14 protein-coding genes and 1 pseudogene are annotated in these 18,010 nt (G+C 72.5%); 9 read left to right on the top strand and 6 right to left on the bottom strand.

Annotated elements, in window-relative coordinates; translation table 11 throughout:
• Together ACTB72_RS14555 and gpmI are read right to left on the bottom strand one after the other, a co-directional pair.
• Positions 1 to 252, bottom strand: a pseudogene (locus ACTB72_RS14555) (hypothetical protein); the annotation flags it as partial.
• A 188-nt stretch (positions 253 to 440) separates the two neighbouring features.
• Positions 441 to 2,003, bottom strand: coding sequence for a 2,3-bisphosphoglycerate-independent phosphoglycerate mutase (gpmI, locus tag ACTB72_RS14550; RefSeq protein ID WP_463037720.1), 1,563 nt, complete (start codon positions 2,001 to 2,003; stop codon positions 441 to 443).
• A gap of 150 nt (positions 2,004 to 2,153) precedes the next feature.
• Here gpmI and ACTB72_RS14545 point away from each other — a divergent pair, with 150 nt between their 5' ends.
• From ACTB72_RS14545 to ACTB72_RS14530, 4 genes are all read left to right on the top strand, one after another.
• On the top strand, positions 2,154 to 3,095 hold the full coding sequence (locus ACTB72_RS14545) for a cation diffusion facilitator family transporter (RefSeq protein WP_463037719.1): 942 nt from the start codon (positions 2,154 to 2,156) through the stop codon (positions 3,093 to 3,095).
• Positions 3,096 to 3,303: 208 nt separating this feature from the next.
• Entirely contained in the window at positions 3,304 to 4,500 is a 1,197-nt protein-coding gene (locus ACTB72_RS14540) for an MFS transporter (protein WP_463037718.1), read from the top strand.
• A gap of 79 nt (positions 4,501 to 4,579) precedes the next feature.
• Positions 4,580 to 4,825 (top strand): DUF2798 domain-containing protein, encoded by a 246-nt coding sequence (locus ACTB72_RS14535; protein WP_463037717.1) that lies wholly within the window; start codon positions 4,580 to 4,582, stop codon positions 4,823 to 4,825.
• The gene (locus tag ACTB72_RS14530) at positions 4,825 to 5,499 is read left to right on the top strand and encodes an HAD family hydrolase (protein WP_463037716.1); all 675 of its coding nucleotides are present in this window, start codon (positions 4,825 to 4,827) and stop codon (positions 5,497 to 5,499) included. The genes ACTB72_RS14535 and ACTB72_RS14530 overlap by 1 nt, the downstream gene beginning before the upstream one ends.
• A gap of 170 nt (positions 5,500 to 5,669) precedes the next feature.
• Here the strand turns inward: ACTB72_RS14530 and trpS are convergent, their stop codons facing one another.
• Positions 5,670 to 6,728 carry a tryptophan--tRNA ligase gene (gene trpS / locus ACTB72_RS14525; protein ID WP_463037715.1) on the bottom strand — a complete coding sequence of 353 codons (1,059 nt, stop codon included), beginning with the start codon at positions 6,726 to 6,728 and terminating at the stop codon, positions 5,670 to 5,672.
• A 226-nt stretch (positions 6,729 to 6,954) separates the two neighbouring features.
• Here trpS and ACTB72_RS14520 point away from each other — a divergent pair, with 226 nt between their 5' ends.
• Positions 6,955 to 7,605, top strand: a complete 651-nt coding sequence (locus tag ACTB72_RS14520) for a rhomboid family intramembrane serine protease (protein WP_463037714.1) — start codon at positions 6,955 to 6,957, stop codon at positions 7,603 to 7,605.
• A gap of 25 nt (positions 7,606 to 7,630) precedes the next feature.
• Here ACTB72_RS14520 and murJ read toward each other — a convergent pair whose 3' ends face one another.
• The 3 genes from murJ to ACTB72_RS14505 form a co-directional block, all read right to left on the bottom strand.
• Positions 7,631 to 9,226, bottom strand: coding sequence for a murein biosynthesis integral membrane protein MurJ (gene murJ / locus ACTB72_RS14515; protein ID WP_463037722.1), 1,596 nt, complete (start codon positions 9,224 to 9,226; stop codon positions 7,631 to 7,633).
• A gap of 109 nt (positions 9,227 to 9,335) precedes the next feature.
• Positions 9,336 to 12,257, bottom strand: a complete 2,922-nt coding sequence (locus ACTB72_RS14510) for a [protein-PII] uridylyltransferase (protein WP_463037713.1) — start codon at positions 12,255 to 12,257, stop codon at positions 9,336 to 9,338.
• A 5-nt stretch (positions 12,258 to 12,262) separates the two neighbouring features.
• On the bottom strand, positions 12,263 to 13,588 hold the full coding sequence (locus tag ACTB72_RS14505; protein ID WP_463037712.1) for a type 1 periplasmic-binding domain-containing protein: 1,326 nt from the start codon (positions 13,586 to 13,588) through the stop codon (positions 12,263 to 12,265).
• 289 nt (positions 13,589 to 13,877) lie between these two features.
• Here ACTB72_RS14505 and rsmI point away from each other — a divergent pair, with 289 nt between their 5' ends.
• The 4 genes from rsmI (at position 13,878) to ACTB72_RS14485 (ending at position 17,950) form a co-directional block, all read left to right on the top strand.
• The gene (rsmI, locus tag ACTB72_RS14500) at positions 13,878 to 14,750 is read left to right on the top strand and encodes a 16S rRNA (cytidine(1402)-2'-O)-methyltransferase (RefSeq protein ID WP_463037721.1); all 873 of its coding nucleotides are present in this window, start codon (positions 13,878 to 13,880) and stop codon (positions 14,748 to 14,750) included.
• A 42-nt stretch (positions 14,751 to 14,792) separates the two neighbouring features.
• Positions 14,793 to 15,248, top strand: a complete 456-nt coding sequence (locus ACTB72_RS14495) for a YraN family protein (protein ID WP_463037711.1) — start codon at positions 14,793 to 14,795, stop codon at positions 15,246 to 15,248.
• Between the two features lie 119 nt (positions 15,249 to 15,367).
• Positions 15,368 to 16,318, top strand: a complete 951-nt coding sequence (gshB, locus tag ACTB72_RS14490; protein WP_463037710.1) for a glutathione synthase — start codon at positions 15,368 to 15,370, stop codon at positions 16,316 to 16,318.
• A gap of 117 nt (positions 16,319 to 16,435) precedes the next feature.
• On the top strand, positions 16,436 to 17,950 hold the full coding sequence (locus ACTB72_RS14485) for a YifB family Mg chelatase-like AAA ATPase (RefSeq protein ID WP_463037709.1): 1,515 nt from the start codon (positions 16,436 to 16,438) through the stop codon (positions 17,948 to 17,950).
• Positions 17,951 to 18,010: the final 60 nt, after the last annotated feature.

The raw sequence follows: 18,010 nt of genomic DNA, 5'->3' as shown, positions 1-18,010 counted from the left end.
AGCGCGGCGCGCCGCGCTTTCGGTCAGCACGGCCTCGCGGGCGGCGGCGGCGCGCAGCCCGGCGCGCATGGCGACGAGCGCCTGGTCGATGGCCGCGGTCGCCCGCTCCACCGCCGCCTGGCGCCGCGCCGCGTCGCCGCCCGAAGATGCCGCGAGCCCGTGATCCGCCTGGACCAGCGCCGCCGCTGCGGCGCCGATCAGGCGGGACGCATCCTCCTGCGCCCGGACCGGCCCCGCCGCGACCAGAACCAAGATCGCCGCCGCCCGCGCCAGTTCCGCGAGCCGTGTTCCGGCCGCAGGACGAACCCCGAGCGAAGCGAGGCGCGCTCGCAGTCTCCCCGGAAATCCATCCGCCGCATCGCCGCGGCGCAGGCCGGACGCAGGCCGGCCGGAGGCGGGCGCGGCCCCGCCCGGCATCCCGGCCCTGACCCGCGCCCGGCTCATGCGTCGTTGGCGCGGATCAGCAGCGACCGGCCGGTCATCTCGTCGGGCTGCGACAGGGCCATCAGCTCCAGCAACGTCGGCGCGAGGTCGCCCAGCACGCCGCCGTCGCGCAGGCGAAAGCCCTTCGGTCCGCCCACCAGGATCACCGGCACCGGGTTGAGCGTATGGGCGGTGTGAGGGCCGCCGGTCTCGGGGTCGATCATCGTCTCGCAATTGCCGTGGTCGGCGGTGACGATCATCGCGCCGCCCGCCACCTCCAGCGCCCGCACCGCTTTGCCGAGGCCTGCGTCCACCGCCTCGCAAGCCCGGATCGCCGCGCCGAGGTCGCCGGTATGGCCCACCATGTCCGGATTGGCGAAGTTGCACACGATCAGGTCATGCTTGCCGCCGCGGATCGCCTCGACCAGGCGATGGGTCACTTCCGGCTCGGCCATCTCGGGCTGCAGATCGTAGGTGCGGATATGGGGGGAGGGGGCGACGTGGCGGTCCTCGCCCGACTCCGGCTCCTCCTGCCCGCCGTTGAGGAAGAAGGTGACGTGCGGGTATTTCTCGGTCTCGGCCAGCCGCAGCTGGGTGCGGTCGTGGCGGGAGACCCAGCCGCCCAGCGTGTTCGCGATCTCTTCGGAGGGGAACAGAACCTCCATGTATTCGTTATGCTTGGAGGAATATTCCACCATCCCGGTCACGGCGGCGAATCGGGGCCGGGCGGAGGCGTCGAAGGCGTCGAAATCCGGGTCGGCCAGCGCCGCGAGGATCTCGCGCGCCCGATCCGCCCGGAAGTTGAGGAACAGGAGCCCGTCGCCGTCTTTCATCCCGCCATAGCCGCCCAGCGCGCAGGGGGGCACGAATTCGTCGGTGTCGCCGGCGGCATGGGCGGCGGCGATGGCCTCGGCGGCGGTGGCGGCGGTCTCGCCCTCGCCCGCCGTCATCACCGCGAAGGCGCGGCTGACCCGGTCCCAGCGGTTGTCGCGGTCCATGGCGTAGAAGCGGCCCGAGACGGTGGCGATGGCGATGTCGCCCGCCCCCTTGATCGCGTCCTCCAGCCAGGCGATGTCGCCCGGCGAGGATTTCGGCGGCGTGTCGCGCCCGTCGAGAAAGGCGTGGATGCGCACCGGCGCCCCGGCGGCGGCGATGATCCGCGCCGTCTCGGCGACATGGCGCTGATGCGAGTGCACCCCGCCCGGAGACACCAGACCGGCCAGATGCGCCACTCCGCCCGAGGCCTTCAGCTTGTCGACGAAGCCCTTCAGCACCGGGTTCTGCGCGAAGCTCCCGTCCTCGATGGCGCGGTCGATCCTGGGCAGATCCATCCACACGATGCGCCCGGCGCCGATATTGGTGTGGCCCACCTCGGAATTGCCCATCTGCCCCTCGGGCAGGCCCACGGCGTTGCCGCAGGCGGTGAGGGTCGAGTGCGGGGCGTCCGCCATCAGCGCGTCGAAGGTGGGGGTATGGGCCTGGGCGACGGCGTTGCCCTCGGTCTCGGCGCGCAGGCCCCATCCGTCGAGGATCACCAGCACCACGGGTTTCGGGATGGCGGAAGGGGGGGCGTCGGTCATCTTGCGTCTCCTGTGGCTGGGGCGGAGACTAGGACAGGCCCGAGGCCGGCGAAAGGCGGCGCCGACGCGCGGGACGGCCGAGGGGGCCGGCGGAAGGGGCGGGACGACGCGTCGCGCGACGCGGACGGGCGGGCAGGCTATATCCGTGGCATGGCGCATGACCACAAGCACGGCCCGGGACATTCCCACGGGCATTCGCATTCCCATTCGCATGCGCACGTCCATGCCGGCGACGGGCGCATCGGCTGGGCGGTGGCGGTCAATCTGATCCTGACCGTGGTGCAGATCGTGGGCGGGCTCGCCTCCGGCAGCCTGATGCTGGTGGCCGACGCGCTGCACAACCTCTCCGACGCCATGGCGCTGTTCATCGCCTTCGCCGCGCGCCGCATCGCGCGCCGTCCGGCGAACGAGCTGATGACCTTCGGCTATGCGCGGGCCGAGGTGGTGGCGGCGCTGATCAATCTGACCACGCTGATCATCATCTCGCTGTTCCTCGCCTACGAGGCAGTCACCCGTCTGATCGACCCCCAGCCGGTGGAGGGGTGGATCGTGGTGTGGATCGCGGCGGTGGCGCTGGTCATCGACCTGGGCACCGCGGCCCTGGTCCGGGTCCAGGCGAAAGACAGCCTCAACCTGCGCGCCGCCTTCCTGCACAACCTCGCGGACGCCGGGGCCTCGGCCGCGGTGATCGCGGGGGGGCTCGCGGTGGCGCTTTACGGCTGGATGTGGGTGGACGGAGCGCTGACCCTGCTGATCTCCGGCTGGATCCTGAAGCATTGCTGGGGCGACATCGTCGAGACCATCCGGATCCTGATGAACGCCGCCCCCGATGAGCCCGCCCGCGCCGAGGTTCTGGGCGCGATGGAGGCGGTGGAGGGCGTCGCCTCGGTCCACCATGTCCATCTGTGGCGGATCGACGAGCGGCGCCTGTCGCTGGAGGCGCATCTGGTGGTGGAGGCGCTCGACCCCGCCGCGGCCTCCGCCGCCCGGCTGCGGGTGCGCGAGATCCTGCGGAGCCGCTTCGGCATCGCCCATGGCACGCTGGAGGTGGAGTTTCCCGGCGATCCCTGCGGGGCGCCCGCCGCCGGCTGAGCCGGCGGCCAAGCGGTCCGGATTTGCTCAGATTGCTGAGCAATATCGTTAACCTTCAGTGATAAAAGCGATTGGACGTCACGGCCGCGCCCCGCGACGCAATCGCGCAAGGCGTCGCTATTGCCGAAAACCCGTCAGGAATACATATCATCTCATCGGAGCATGCCCGTCCCGCTCCGGCTTTCCAGACATATCCGGACCGTTCGCCATGACCTGCATTCCTCATGATGCCGATGACGCGCCCGCGCGGCGCGTGACCAATATGGCGCTCGCGGCGCTGGGCGGGGCCTATTTCATGATCGGGGTCGGTTCGCTCGGTGCGGTGGGGATGGTGGTGGAGATGGGCGCGGCGCTGGACGTGCCGCCCTCGGCCATCGCCGGGCTGGTGACGGTGTTCGCGCTGCTCTACGCGGTCGCGGCCCCGCTGGCCCAGGCGCTGATCGGCCATGTCGCGCGGCGCGACGTGATCGCCGGGGGGCTCCTGCTGGTGGCGCTCGGCTGCGCGCTGTCGGCGGTGGCGCCGGATTACGAGACGGTGGTGATCTCGCGCCTGATCATGGCGGTGGGCGCGGCGGCGACCGGGCCGACGCTGACCGCGGCGGCGGCCTCGATGGTGCCGCGGGCGGAGCGGGCCCGCGCGCTCGCCATCGTCTTCGGCGGCATGACGCTCGCCTCCGTCGCCGGGATCCCGCTGGCCAGCCAGCTGGCGCAGAGCTTCGGCTGGCGCTGGGCCTGGGGGACGCTGGCGGTGGCGGCGGCGATCGCCGCGCCGACGATCCGGGCGATGCTGCCGGCGGGCAATCGCGGCGCCCGCGCCTCGCTCGCGGCGCTGGGCGAGGTGCTGGGCGACAAGGCGGCTGCGATGACCATCGGGGTCACCGGGCTCGCGATCACCGCCCAGTTCTCCACCTACGCCCTGATGGCGATCTGGCTGACCGAAGCCGCGGGGCAGCCCGCCCGCCTCGTGCCGCCCGCGCTGCTGCTCTGCGGGCTGGGCGGGCTGGTCGGCAACGTGGTGGCCGCCATGGCCTGTCGGGCGTTCGGCGAGGCCGCGACCTGCATGATCTGCCTGCTGGGCAGCCTCGCCTGCATGCTGGCGATGCCGCTGGCGGCGGGGCACGTGGTCTCGGCGCTGGGGGTGATGGCGCTGTGGACCGGGCTTTCGATGGGCTACATGGCGCCGGTGCAGGGCCTGCTGGTCAGCCAGACCGGCGACCGCGCGCCGTTGGCGCTGGCCCTGAACGGCTCGGCGATCTATCTGGGCATGGCGGCGGGCGCGACGGTGGCGGGGATCGGTTACGCGGCGCTGGGCGCGGCCCCGCTGCCGCTGGTGTCGGCCGCGCTGATGCTGGCGCCGGTGACGCTTTACATCCTGTCGCGCCGGACCCGCCGCGCGACGATCTGAGCCCATGGCCCGGCGGGTCGGACGTCCCGGCGAAGCAGACGCCGCCCATCGGCGGTTCGATCAAGTGGAGAGGTCCCGCATGAACCCGCGTTACGCCCCGATCCTGTTCGGATTCCTGCTGTCTGGGCTGATGAGCCTCATCGTTTCGGGCGTCGCGATCTTCCGGGCGCTGGGCGTGTCGGGCGATGCCGCGGCGGTCTGGCTGGCTGGAACCTGGCCGACCTCCTGGGCCGTGGCCTTCCCGACCGTGCTGGTGGTGGCGCCGCTGGTGCGCCGGCTGGTGGGGCGCATCGTGCGCGCCGACCCGGGCCGGGGGGCGGCGTGATGCGCGCTGCGCCGCGGCTGGTCTGCGATCTGGACGGGACGCTGGCCGACAGCGCGCCGAGCCTTTGCGCAGCCGGAAACCGGGTGCTGGCGGCGCTGGGCCGCGCGCCGGTGGATGTGGAGACCTACAAGACCTTCGTCGGCCGCGGCCAGCGGGTGCAGGTCGAGCGCCTGTTGACCCATACCGGCGGCGTGCCGGGCGGCGACGTCGCCCCGTTCCTCGAGGCGTTCCGCGCCGGCTACGACCCGCTGGAGGCCTCGACCGCCTATCCCGGCGCGGTGGCCGCGCTGGCGGCGCTGGCGGCCGAGGGGTGGCGGATTTCGGTGTGCACCCAGAAGACCGAGGCGAAGGCGCGGGCGCTGCTGGACGGGCTCGGCTTCGCGGTCGAGCATGTGGTGGGCGGCGACAGCGTGACGGGGCCGGACGGGGCGGAAGTGCTCAAGCCCGACCCGCGGGTGATCGGCGCGGCGCTGGCCCCGCTGGGCGAGGGGCCGGCGGTCTATGTCGGCGACAGCGAGACCGATGCGGAGACCGCCGTGGCGGGAGGGCTGCCGTTCCTGCTGCACCTGAACGGCTACCGGAAGTCGACGCCCGAGGCGCTGAACCCGTTCGGAAGCTTCGCCGATTTCGCGGATCTGCCCGGGCTGGCGCGCAAGGCCGTCGGGATCGCCTGATCCCGGCCGGGGCCGCGCGATGGCCGGGGCGCGCGCCGGGGCGGGGCGCCCGCGCGGCGGTTGAGACGGGGCGCCTGGGCGTGACGTCTCCGGTTGGGCCGCCGGGTCGAGAAACGCGAAGGGGCGGGACCGCGCGGCCCCGCCCCCTTTTCAGTTGCAAAGGCCTGAGATCAGCGGGCGCGGAGCAGGCCCACGGCGTCGAAGGTCTCGTCCATCACCGGCCTCGCCAGCGCCGCGGCGCGGTCGGCGCCCTCGCCGAGAATCCGGTCGATATGGCCGGTGTCGGCCAGAAGCTCCCGCATCCGGCCGGCGATCGGGGAGAGTTTGGACACCGACAGGTCGGCCAGCGCCGGCTTGAACTCCGAAAACGCCTTCCCGGCCCATTCGGTCACCACCGCCTCGGCGGTCGTGTCGGCCAGCGCCGCGTAGATGCCGACCAGGTTCCGCGCCTCGGGCCGTTCGGACAGCTCGGCCAGCGTCTCGGGCAGCGGCTCGGGGTCGGTGCGGGCCTTGCGGATCTTCTGGGCGATGGCGTCGGCGTCGTCGGTCAGGTTGATCCGGCTCATGTCCGAGACATCCGACTTCGACATCTTCTTCGACCCGTCGCGGAGCGACATCACCCGGGTCGCCGCGCCTTCGATGATCGGCTCGACCATCGGGAAATGGTCGGGGCGGTCGTAGTCGTGGTTGAACTTGGCGGCGATGTCGCGGGTGAGCTCCAGGTGCTGCTTCTGGTCCTCGCCCACCGGCACATGCGTCGCGCGATAGGCGAGAATGTCGGCGGCCATCAGCGTCGGATAGGCGTAGAGGCCGAGCGAGGCCGCCTCCCGGTTCTTGCCGGCCTTGTCCTTGAACTGGGTCATCCGGTTCATCCAGCCGATCCGGGCGACGCAGTTGAAGATCCAGGCGAGCTCGGCATGGGCCGACACCCGGCTCTGGTTGAACAGGATCGAGCGGGCGGGATCGAGCCCGCAGGCGATGAACGCCGCGGCGAGCTCGCGCGTGGCGCGGATCAGAGCGGCGGGGTCAGGCTCCGCCGTCGCGGTCAGCGCGTGCAGGTCGACCATGCAGAAGAGCTTCTCGCAGTCCCATTCGTCCTGCATCTGGACGAAGCGCTTCACCGCGCCCAGATAGTTGCCGAGGTGAAGGTTGCCGGTCGGCTGCACGCCCGAGAACACCCGACGGGGATGGGCGCCCTGCGCGGCGACGCCTTCTTGCGCTTCGCTCATTCTCCTGTTCCTCCTGTGGCGCGGGTTCGGGATGCGGCGTCTCCCGTCGCCCCGGCGCCGGTCGCGGCGCGGATCGCGCGCGGCCGCGTTATGAGGCGCGGGAGGCGGGGGGGTCAAGGCGCCCCCGGCGGCAACCCTCTCCACATCCGGGCGCGGCGGCGTGGCGCCGGCGCGGCCGGTCCTGAACCAGATGTCCGCCGGCGCGGCCGGCGAAGCACGAGGCGCGATGTTCCAGTTTCCCCCGCTCCCCCCGGTCCTGCCCGCGCATCGCGTGACCGCCTTCGCCTTCGCGGCGGTGTTCATCCTGCTGGAGCTGGCCTTCCAGGTCTCGGATCTCGGGCTCGCCTGGCCGGGGCTGCGCTGGGACGCCTATCGCGCATTCGCCTTCCTCGACCCGTGGTGGGAACGGATGATGGCGGGCGAGCGGGCGCCGGTGCAGGTGTGGTGGTCGCTGCTGACCTATTCCTTCCTGCATGGCGGGCTGACCCATCTGGCGCTGAACTGCGCGGCGTTCCTCGGCCTGTCGATGGTGACGCTGCGCATCTTCGGGGTGCGGCTTTACCTGTTGTTCTATGTGGTCACGGCGGTCGCCGGCGCGGTCGCCTACGGGCTGATGGCGAGCTCGGACGGGCCGATGGTCGGCGTCTCGGGCGTGGTGTTCGGGCTGATGGGCGTGCTGAAATACGCCGAATTCGCCTTCATCACCCGCCGCCCCGTCGAAGGTTCGATGCGCCGGTTCGCCTCGTCGCTCTTCGCGCTCCTGATGGTCAACGTGGTGATCTCGGTGGCGCTGTCGGGAATGCTGGCCTGGCAGACCCATCTCGGCGGCTTCGTCGCCGGCTGGATCGTGGCCTGGCTGGTGGTGCCCAAGGCCTGAGCGGGTCCGCTCAGGTCCTGCCCCCTCAGCCCTTGCCCCGGCGCATCGCGGCGCGCAGGTCGGCGGGCCGCAGGCCGCCGAGGCCAACCAGCGCCACGGCGTAGACCGCCGCCGCGCCCAGCACCAGGGCGGCGAGCGCCGCGTAGCGCCAGCCGGGCAGGGCGAGCGCGGGGGCGAGCAGACCCTCCATTCCCCAGGCCGCCGCCCCCATCGCCACGCTCGCCGCCACGATCCGCGGGGTGCGGTGGATCAGGCGGGCGTCGGGCCGGGCGGAGGGGCCGAACCCGCGGGCGCCGCGCCACAGCATCCACAGATTCACCCAGGCCGCCAGCGTCGTCGCCAGCGCGGCGGAGGCGAAGCCGAGCACCGGCGTCAGCCCCACCGCCGCCACCGCGTTGATCGCCATGCCCCAGAGCGCGTAGCGGAACGGATCGCGGGTGTTTTCGCGGGCGAAGAACACCGGCTGGGCGATCTTCTGGAGCACGAAGGCGGGCAGGCCCGCGCCGTAGATGGCGACGGCGAGCGCGGTGGCGGCGACGTCCTCCGGCGCGAAGGCCCCGCGGCCGAACAGGACCGAGATCAACGGTCCCGGGATCACGATCAGCGCGATGGTGGAGGGCAGGGTCAGCGCCAGCGCGAATTCGGCCGACCGGCTCAGCGCCTCCCGCCCGCCGGCGGCGTCGCCGGCGGCGAGGCGTCGCGAAAGCTCGGGCAGCAGCACCACGCCGATGGCGATGCCGATGACGCCGAGCGGCAGCTGATAGAGCCGGTCGGCGTAGTAGAGCCAGGCCACGGCGCCGTCGTAGAAGCTCGCCACCTGCCGGCCGACCACGAGGTTGATCTGCATGACGCCGGCGGCCATCGCGGCGGGGAAGAACACCGCGGCGAGCCGCTTCATCTCCGGCGTCAGGCGGGGCAGGCGGGGGCGGATCGGGATGCCGGCCTTCGCCGCCGCCCGCCAGACCAGCGCCATCTGCGCCACGCCGGCCAGCACCGAGCCCCAGGACAGCAGCAGGCCTGCCACATAGCCCTCCGCCGCGCCCTCGGGCGCGAGACCGTCGAAAGCGCCGGTGGCGGAGAGGCCGATGGCCCCGATCAGGATGACGTTGAGCAGCACCGGCGCCGCGGCGGCGGCGGCGAAGCGCCCCAGCGCGTTCAGCGCGCCGGACAGCAGCGCGGCCAGCGAGATGAACAGGATGTAGGGAAAGGCGATGCGGGCGTATTCGGTGGCGAGCGGCAGGCGTTCATCCCCCGCGAAGCCCGAGGCCAGCGCCAGCACCAGCCAGGGCATGGCGAATTGCGCGGCGAGCGTCAGCGCCAGCAGCGCGGTCAGCAGCAGCGACATCGCCTGGTCGGCGAAGTCGCGGGCGGCGTCGGGCCCCCCCGTCTCCAGCCGACGCGAGAACATCGGGACGAAGGCGGTGTTGAACGCGCCCTCGGCGAAGAAGCGGCGGAAGAGATTGGGGAGCGTGAAGGCGGCGACGAAAGCCTCCGCCGCAGGTCCTGCCCCAAGGGCTGCGGCGACGAGGATGTCGCGCGCCAGCCCGCCGACCCGGCTCGCCATGGTCCAGCCGCCGACGGTGGCGAAGGAGCGCATCAGCCGCATCGGGCGGGGGGCCATCTGCGCGGGCGGCTTGCGCGGCTTGCCGGTCCCGGCGCCGGCTCCCGGCACGCCTTCCGAGGGGCCGGCGCCCGGCGCCGACCCGTTCTCGTTCCCGCTGGTCATGCGTTCAGCTCCCGTCCGCCTCCGGCGCCGCGGCCTCGACGGCGGCGCGCAGGCGGGTCTCGATCAGTTTCATCTTGTTCGCGGCGGTGATCTTCAGCCCGAACAGGTCCTTCACGTAGAAGACGTCCACCGCCTGCTCGCCATAGGTGGCGATGATCGCCGAGGCGATGGTGACGTTGCACGAGGCGAGCGCCCGGGTCAGGTCGTAGAGCAGCCCGACCCGGTCGCGGGTGTCGACCTCGACCACGGTGTAGAGCTCGGACGAGGCGTTATCGAACAGCACCCGCGTCGGCACATTGAACTTGCTCTCGCGCTTCTTGACCTTGCGCTTGGGCTTCAGCGCCTCGCGGGCCACCACCTCGCCGGTCAGCGCCCGGTCCACCGACTTGCGCAGCCGGTCGAGGCGGGCGGCTTCGTAGGCGTTCCCCTCGCCGTCCTGGATCCAGAAGGCCGAACAGGACACGCCGTCGGAACTGGTCACGGTGCGCGCGTCGAGCACGTTGGCCCCGGCCAGCGCCAGCGCGCCGGAGAGGCGGGCGAAGAGGCCGGGATGGTCGGACATGTAGAAGCAGGCGCGGGTGGCGTCGCGGCTTTCGTCCGGGGTGATGTCGGAGATCACCTGGTCGGGCCGCGCGCCGCGTCCCATGCGGGCGAAGACCAGCTGGGTGTCGAGCGGCAGGCCCAGGAAGAACGGCCGGTAATGGCGCGCGACCTCCGCCTCCAGCGCCTCCTCCGACCAGTCCGAGAGGGCGGCGCGGAATTCGTCCTGCGCCTCGGCCAGGCGGGTCGAACGGCTCTGGCTGTCGGAGCCGCCCGTCAGCATTTCGCGCGTGCGCCGGTGAAGCGAACGCAGCAGCTGCGCCTTCCAGTTGTTCCACACGTCCGGGCCGACGGCCATGATATCGCAGACCGTCAGCACCAGCAGCAGGTTGAGCCGCGAAGGGGTCCGCACCTCCGCCGCGAAGGCGCGCACCGTGGTCGGGTCGGAGATGTCGCGCTTCTGCGCCACGTCCGACATCAGCAGGTGATTGCGCACCAGCCAGCACACGGTGTCGGTCTGCGCCTCGTCCAGGCCCAGTCGCGGGCAGACCACGCGGGCGATCTCCTCGCCGACTTCGGAATGGTCGCGCTCCATCCCCTTGCCGATGTCGTGCAGGAACATCGCGACATAGAGCGGCACGCGGTCCACGCCCTGGGCGAGGATGCCCGAGGCGACCGGCAGATCCTCCTTCAGCCGCCCGCGTTCGATCCGCGCGAGGATCGAGACCGCCATCAGCGTGTGCTCGTCCACCGTGTAGTGGTGATACATGTTGAACTGCATCATCGCGTGGATGCGGTCCCATTCGGGGATGAAGGCGCCGAGCACCCCGGTCTCGTTCATCCGGCGCAGCGCGCGCTCGGGGTCGCCGCAATCCACCAGCAGGTGCAGGAAGATGCGGTTGGCGACGGGGTTGGCGCGCAGCTTGTCGTCGAACAGGTCGAGATTGGCCGCGATGGTGCGCATCGCCGACGGGTGGATCAGCGTGTCGGTGCGCAGCGCCTCGTCGAAGATGCGCAGGATGTTGATCGGGTCGTCGGTGATGACGCTTTCGTCGGGCAGGTCGAGCCGCCCGTCATGCATCACGAAGGGGCCGGGCGTCCCGCGCGAGCCGCCGCCGAAGCCGAGATTGCGGACCAGCGAGCCGAGGCTCGGCCGCTTCTTCACATGCTGCGCCTCGAGCGCGGCGAGGAAGATGCGCGTCAGCTCCCCCACCGCCTTGGCGTGCTGGAAATAGCGCTGCATGAAGCGTTCGACCGCGCGCTGCCCGCCCGCATCCTCGAAGCCGAGCCGGCGGGCGACATCGACCTGCATGTCGAAGCTGAGCAGCTCGTTCGCCCGGCCCGAGACGTAGTGGAGGTGACAGCGCACCGTCCACAGGAACTCCTCCGCCTCGGAGAAGACCGCGACCTCGTCCTCGGTGAACACGCCCTTGTCGGCGAGGTCGCGGGGGGAGGCGGCGTGGTAGAGGTATTTGGCGATCCACCACAGGGTCTGCAGGTCGCGCAGCCCGCCCTTGGATTCCTTGACGTTGGGCTCGAGCAGGTAGCGGGTGCCGCCCTGGCGCTGGTGGCGCTGGCCGCGCTCCTCCAGCTTCGCCTCGACGAATTCGGGGCCGGTGCGGGAGAACAGGCCGCTCCACAGCTTGGTCTCGAGGTCGGCCACCAGCCGCTGATCGCCGGAGATGCAGCGGCGTTCCAGAAGCGCGGTGCGGATGGTGTAGTCGGAGCCGGCGAGCCGCACGCAGTCGTCGACGGTGCGGGTGGAATGGCCGACCTTCAGGCGCAGGTCCCAGAGAAGGTAAAGCACGGATTCCACAAGGCTTTCGACCCAGGGCGTGCGCTTCCAGTGGGTGAGGAACAGCAGGTCCACGTCGGAAAAGGGCGCCATCTCGAACCGGCCGTAGCCGCCGACGGCGAGCACCGCGACCCGCTCGCCCTCGGTGGGGTTGGACGCGGGGTGCAGCCAGCGCAGCCCGACCTCGAGCGCCAGGCGCACGATCTCGTCGGTCAGCCAGGCGATGGAACGGGCGACGGCGCCGCCCGCCCAGGGGCGGATCTCGAACCTCTCGCGGATGGCCGCGTGACCCTTTTCCAGCGCATCGCGCAGCACGGCGGCGGCGGCGGCGCGGATCGCGTCGCGGCCCTCGCCCGCCGCGCCCTCGGCGGCGGCGGCGAGCCGGGCGAGCGTTGCGTCGGCCTGAAGGATCTCCGACGCCGGGCGGATCAGCGGCGTCTCCGGGGCGATGCCGGACCCGGACGCGTCCTCCGCCCCCGGCGCCGGCCCGACCCCGGCCGTCACGCCGGTGCGCAGCGTGCGGCGATGGTCGGCGTCGGCCAGAACCGAAACCGTTGCGGGAGGGTCGCCGGCGTCGCGCCCAGTCGTCATCGCGTTCAGGTTCCCGACAGGGTGGCGAGCGCGGCGGCGGCGGCGGGCAGGGCGCCCGACGGCGCCTCGGCGACGGGGGGCTCGGCGGGACCGCCGTCGAGCGGCTGCGGGCCGTTGCCGGTGGCCCGCATCACCGCGAGTTCACGGCGGTTGAGGCCGTCGGCGGTGAAGCGGACCGCGCCGGCGACGCCGACGAACCCGCCGGGGGCGGTGATGTCGTCGAGCCCGAACGGATGCTCGTCGCCGCGCGCGCGGGCGGCGCGGACCATGGCGGCGGCGGCGGAAGCCGCATCGTAGCCGAGCCAGGCCAGCTTGCCCGGGGCGCGGCCATAGGCGGCCTGGAAGCGATCCGCGAAGGCGGCCATGCGGGCGGGATCGGGGGCGGCGAAGCGGCCGCCGTCCATCGAGGTCTCACGCGCCAGCGCCGGATCGGCCCAGCCGCCGAGGCCCAGGAAGAACTCCCGCCCGACGCCGACCGAATTGTAGCGCAGGAACGACGCGGCGGTCTGCAGGCCCTGGCCCTCGTCGGGCAGCAGCGCCGCTTGCGCGCCGGCTGCCTTGTGCGCCTGGGCGTAGCCGCCGGCGCTGTCCTGGATGCCTTCGAAGCTGCGCGGGTAGGACTGGATCGGGTCGACGGTGACGCCGAGCGTCGCCGCGGCTTCGGTCACCGCGCGGCGCGACACGGCGCCCAGCGCGGTGTCGGGGTAATAGAGCCCGACGTGACGGATGTTCTGGGACACGGCGTATTCGAGGATCCGCTCGGCCTCGGAATCCGCCAGCAGGCCGGAGACCCAGACATTGGCCCCGCCGGCCGAGGGCGTATTGGAGAAGGAGATCACGTTGAGCCCGCCGACGGCGACCGCCTGCCCCACCGGGGCGGCGTAGGCGCCGTAGAGCGGGCCGAGCACCAGCGCGTCGCCGGCCTGCATGGCGGAGGCGGCGGCGGCGACGGCGGCGGCCTCATCCCCGCTTGTGTCGCGCAGGTCGAGCCGGATCAGCCCGCCGGCCTCGGCCTCGGCGAGCCTGGCCGCGTCGGCGAGATCGCGGGCGGTGGCGGCGGCGGCGGCGTCGGGGGCCGACAGCGGCAGCAGCAGGGCGACCGGGGCGGCCTCGGTCAGCGCGACGCGCCCGCCTTCGCCGGGACGGACCGGGGCGGGGGCGGTTTCGGTCTGGGCCCCGGGCGCCTGGGCCACGGGCCCGGTGCGGGTGGCGCCGCCGCAGCCCGCGAGCGTCGCGGACGCGGTCAGCGCCGCCAGCGCGAAGCCTGCGCGGCGAAGGCTGCGGAAGCGGATCCGCTCCGTGCCGTTGTGATCGACCGTCGTCGCGCCCATGATGCCTGCTCCGTCAATATCACCCCAGGGGTTTCTCCGACATAGGCCGGACAGCCCCGATCGGCGAGGGACTATGAGCGCAAACGGCCCCGCAAGAAAGACGACCCGTCCGCCCGGCCCCGCCGTTGAGGCTTCCGGGTCACGCCCCGACGCACCGGAGGCGTGGGACGGTCCCGACCCTGTCGAGGCGGCGTCGACGCCGGAGGACGAGGCGCACCTCGATCCCGAGAGCCGCGGCGCGCCGGAACTCGACGCGGATGCGGATGCGGACGGGGAGGCGCCCGAACCGCTGCGCCGCACGCCCGCCGGCCCGCTGCCCGCGGGGCTGCACCTGGTGGCGACGCCGATCGGCAACGCCGCCGACGTGACGCTGCGCGCGCTGGACACGCTGGCCCGCGCCGACCTGCTGGCGGCCGAGGACACCCGCAGCCTTCGCCGGCTGATGGGGATGCACGGGGTGCCGCTCGGCGGCCGTCGGATCGTGGCCTATCACGACCGCAACGGCGAGGCGGCGCGGCCGGAGATCCTCGCCCGGCTGCGCGAAGGCGCGAGCGTGGCGCTGGTCTCGGACGCCGGCACGCCGATGATCGCCGATCCGGGCTTCAAGCTGGTGCGCGCCGCGGCGGCCGAGGGGCTGCCGGTGACCGCGGCGCCGGGGGCGAGCTCGGTGCTGACGGCTTTGTGCCTGTCGGGGCTGCCGACGGACCGATTCCTTTTCGCAGGCTTCCTGCCGCCGAAATCCGCGGCGCGGCGGGTGGCGCTGGCCGAGATCGCAGGGATCCGCGCGACATTGGTGTTTCTGGAGAGCCCGCGGCGCGCCGCCGCGGCGCTGGGCGACATGGCCGAAGTGCTGGGGCCGGGGCGTGAGGCGGCCCTGTGCCGTGAGCTGACCAAGCGGTTCGAGCAGGTTCGCCGCGCGCCACTCGCCGACCTCGCGGCGGCGCTGGCGGAGGAGGACCCGCCCCGCGGCGAAGTGGTGCTGGTGATCGGCCCGCCTCGGGTCGGGCCGGCGGCCGATGGCGAGGCGCTCGACGCGGCCCTGGTCGACGCCTTGTCGCGGCTGAGCCTCAAGGACGCGGTGCGCGAAGCACAGGCCGCCACCGGCCTGCCGCGGAAAGAGGTCTACGCAAGGGCGCTGTCGCTGTCGGAAACCTCCGATTAACCAAGGGCGGGCACACTGCGCGGGTCCTGTTGGAGAACGCGAATGCAGCTCGCTCTCGATTTTTCGGCGCCGCGGCCGGTCATGCCCGTGCCGGTTCCGGTGGTTTCGCCGCTTCCGGCGGCCGAGGACCGGCGACGGCGCGTCGGCCGGCGCTCGCTGCATCGCGGGGCGGCGGCGGAAGATCAGGCCTTGCGCCGCTACCTGGCGCAAGGCTGGCGGCTGGAGGCGCGGAATTGGCGCGCGGAACGGATCCATGGCGGCGGGGAGCTCGATCTCGTGCTGTGGCGCGACGGCTGGTTCGCCTTCGTGGAGGTCAAGGCGCGACGCAGCCTCGCCGAAGCGGGGGATGCGGTGACCGCGGCGCAGTTCCGGCGGATCGACGCGGCCTCGCAGCGATTCCTGAATCTGCGGGGCGCGGATTTCGCCGATCGGCGCTTCGACCTGGCGATCTGCGACCAGTGGGGGCGGCTGGAGATCCTGGAAAACGCTTTCGCCTGACCGCGGCGCGGTCAGGAAGGCCGCCCCGGAACGCCGCCCCGCCTTGACGCGACCGCGGCGCGTCGCGACTGTCCCCCGACCGCGCGGCGCCGACCGCGCGCCGGCTGGGAGACCCGCGCATGAGCCTTTCCATCGCCATCCAGATGGACCCGATCCAGAACGTCGACATCAACGCCGACACCACGTTCCGCATGGCGGAGGAGGCGCAGGCCCGCGGCCATTCGCTGTTCTACTACCACACCGAAGACCTGTCCTTCGACGAGGGCCATGTCTTCGCCCGCGGCCGCCCCCTCACGGTGCGCCGCGAGAAGGGGAATCACTTCTCGGTCGGTGAGAAGACCCGCGTCGACCTCTCGACCATGGACGTGGTCCTGCTCCGCCAGGACCCGCCCTTCGACATGTCCTACGTCACCAACACCCACATGCTCGAGCGGATCCATCCCAAGACCCTGGTGGTCAACGACCCGTTCTGGGTGCGGAATTTCCCCGAGAAGATCCTGGTGCTCGACTTCCCCGACCTGTCGCCGCCCACCATGGTCGCCCGCTCGCTCGAAGACCTCCGGGCCTTCAAGGAGAAGCATGGGGAGATGATCCTCAAGCCGCTCTACGGCAACGGCGGCGCCGGGGTGTTCCGCCTCGCCCATTCCGACCGCAACCTCGCCTCGCTGCACGAGCTGTTCTCCGGCATCAACCGCGAGCCGCTGATCGCCCAGGCCTTCCTGCCGGCGGTGGAGAAGGGCGACAAGCGCGTCATCCTGATCGAGGGCGAGCCCGTCGGCGCCATCAACCGCGTGCCCCAGCAGGGCGAGACCCGGTCGAACATGCATGTCGGCGGGCGGCCCGAGAAGATCGCGCTCGACGACGCCGACCGCGCCATCTGCGCCCGGATCGGGCCGCTGCTGCGCGAAAAGGGCCAGATCTTCGTCGGCATCGACGTGATCGGCGGCAAGCTGACCGAGATCAACGTCACCTCGCCCACCGGCATGCAGGAGCTGGAACGCTTCGACGGCGTCAACATCGCCGAGATGTTCTGGAAGGCGGTCGAGGCGCGCGTCGCCGCGGCGCGCTGAGTTTTCCGCCCGGCGCCCTGCATGCGTCGGGCGATTTCCTTTCCGGCTTCGCCGCCTTGTTAACCCTGGGTTAACCAAAACATCGTCCTCTGCCGTGATGTCGCGGAGGGACGAGGGATGGTCGCCAGGTGCTTCAGCGTCGCCTTCGAAGGCATCGAGACGCGCGAGGTCGACGTGCAGTGCCAGCTCTCCGCCGGCGTCCCGGGCTTTCAGATCGTCGGCCTGCCTGACAAGGCGGTGGCGGAATCGCGCGAGCGGGTGCGCGCCGCCCTGACCTCGATGGGCGTGGCGATGCCGCCCCGGCGCGTGGTCATCAACCTCGCCCCCGCCGGCATGCCCAAGGAGGGCGCGCATTTCGACCTGCCCATCGCGCTGTCGCTGCTCGCGGCGATGGAGATCGTGCCGGCCGACGCCGCCGCGGGGATCCTCGCGATGGGAGAGCTCGGCCTCGACGGGCGCATCGCCGCCTGCAAGGGGGTTCTGCCGGCCGCCGTCGCCGCCGCCGCCGCCGACCGCGCCCTGATCTGCCCCTTCGCCAACGGGCCCGAAGCGGCGATCGTCGGCGCCGTCGACGTCGCCGCGCCCGAGAGCCTGGTGGCGCTGGTCAACCACCTGACCGGCCGCCAGGCGCTGCCCCGGCCGGAGCCCGCGGGGACCGAGGACCTGGCCGACGGGCCCGACCTCGCCGATGTGCGCGGCCAGCTGAAAGCCCGTCGCGCGCTGGAGATCGCGGCGGCCGGGGGCCATAATCTCTTGATGATCGGCCCGCCTGGCGTCGGAAAGTCCATGCTGGCCAAGCGCCTGCCCGGCATCCTCCCCCCGCTCAGCCCGCAGGAGGCGCTGGAGCTGTCCATGGTCCGCTCCGTCGCCGGGCGCATGGGGAACGCGCCCCTGACCCGGCGGCGACCGTTCATCGACCCGCACCATTCCGCCTCGATGCCGGCGCTGGTCGGGGGCGGGCGCATGGCGGGGCCGGGGCAGATCAGCCTCGCGCATAACGGCGTGCTGTTCATGGACGAACTGGCCGAATTCGCCCGCGCCGCGCTCGACGGCCTGCGCGAGCCGCTGGAGACGGGGGAGACCTATGTCGCCCGCGCCAACGCCTTCGTCCGTTATCCGAGCCGCATCCAGCTGATCGCGGCGATGAATCCGTGCCGTTGCGGCTATCTCGCCCAGCCCGGCCGCGCCTGCGCGCGCGCGCCGCGCTGCGGGGCGGATTACCAGCAACGCCTGTCGGGGCCGCTGCTCGACCGCATCGACCTGGTGGTCGAGACGCCGGAGATCCCGGCGGTGGAGCTGTCGCGGCTTCCGGCCGGGGAGGCCTCGGCCCCGGTGGCGGCCCGCGTCGCCGCGGCGCGGGATCGTCAGGCGGAGCGGTTCGCGACGATGGGTCTGCCGATCCGGCTCAACGCCCAGGCGGAGGGCAACGCGCTGGAAAGCGCGGCCGCCATGGACGGGGAGGCGCGCGAATTGCTGGGGCGCGCGGCGGAGAAGCTGGGCCTGTCGGCGCGGGGCATGTCGCGGGCGCTGCGGCTGGCGCGGACGCTGGCGGATCTCGAGGGCGTGCCGGGGGTCCGGCGCGTCCACGTGGCGGAGGCGATGAGCTACCGGCAGGCGCGCGCCGCGGCTTGATCGTGGGCGGACCGCCAGGAAACCGCGGGGCCGGCCGGGGGGCTGGCTTCGCGGCGCGGC

It is taken from the genome of Albimonas sp. (genome assembly GCF_055129145.1).
The sequence above is the reverse complement of the archived record's forward strand: the minus strand, read 5'-3'. Positions and strand labels throughout refer to the sequence as shown.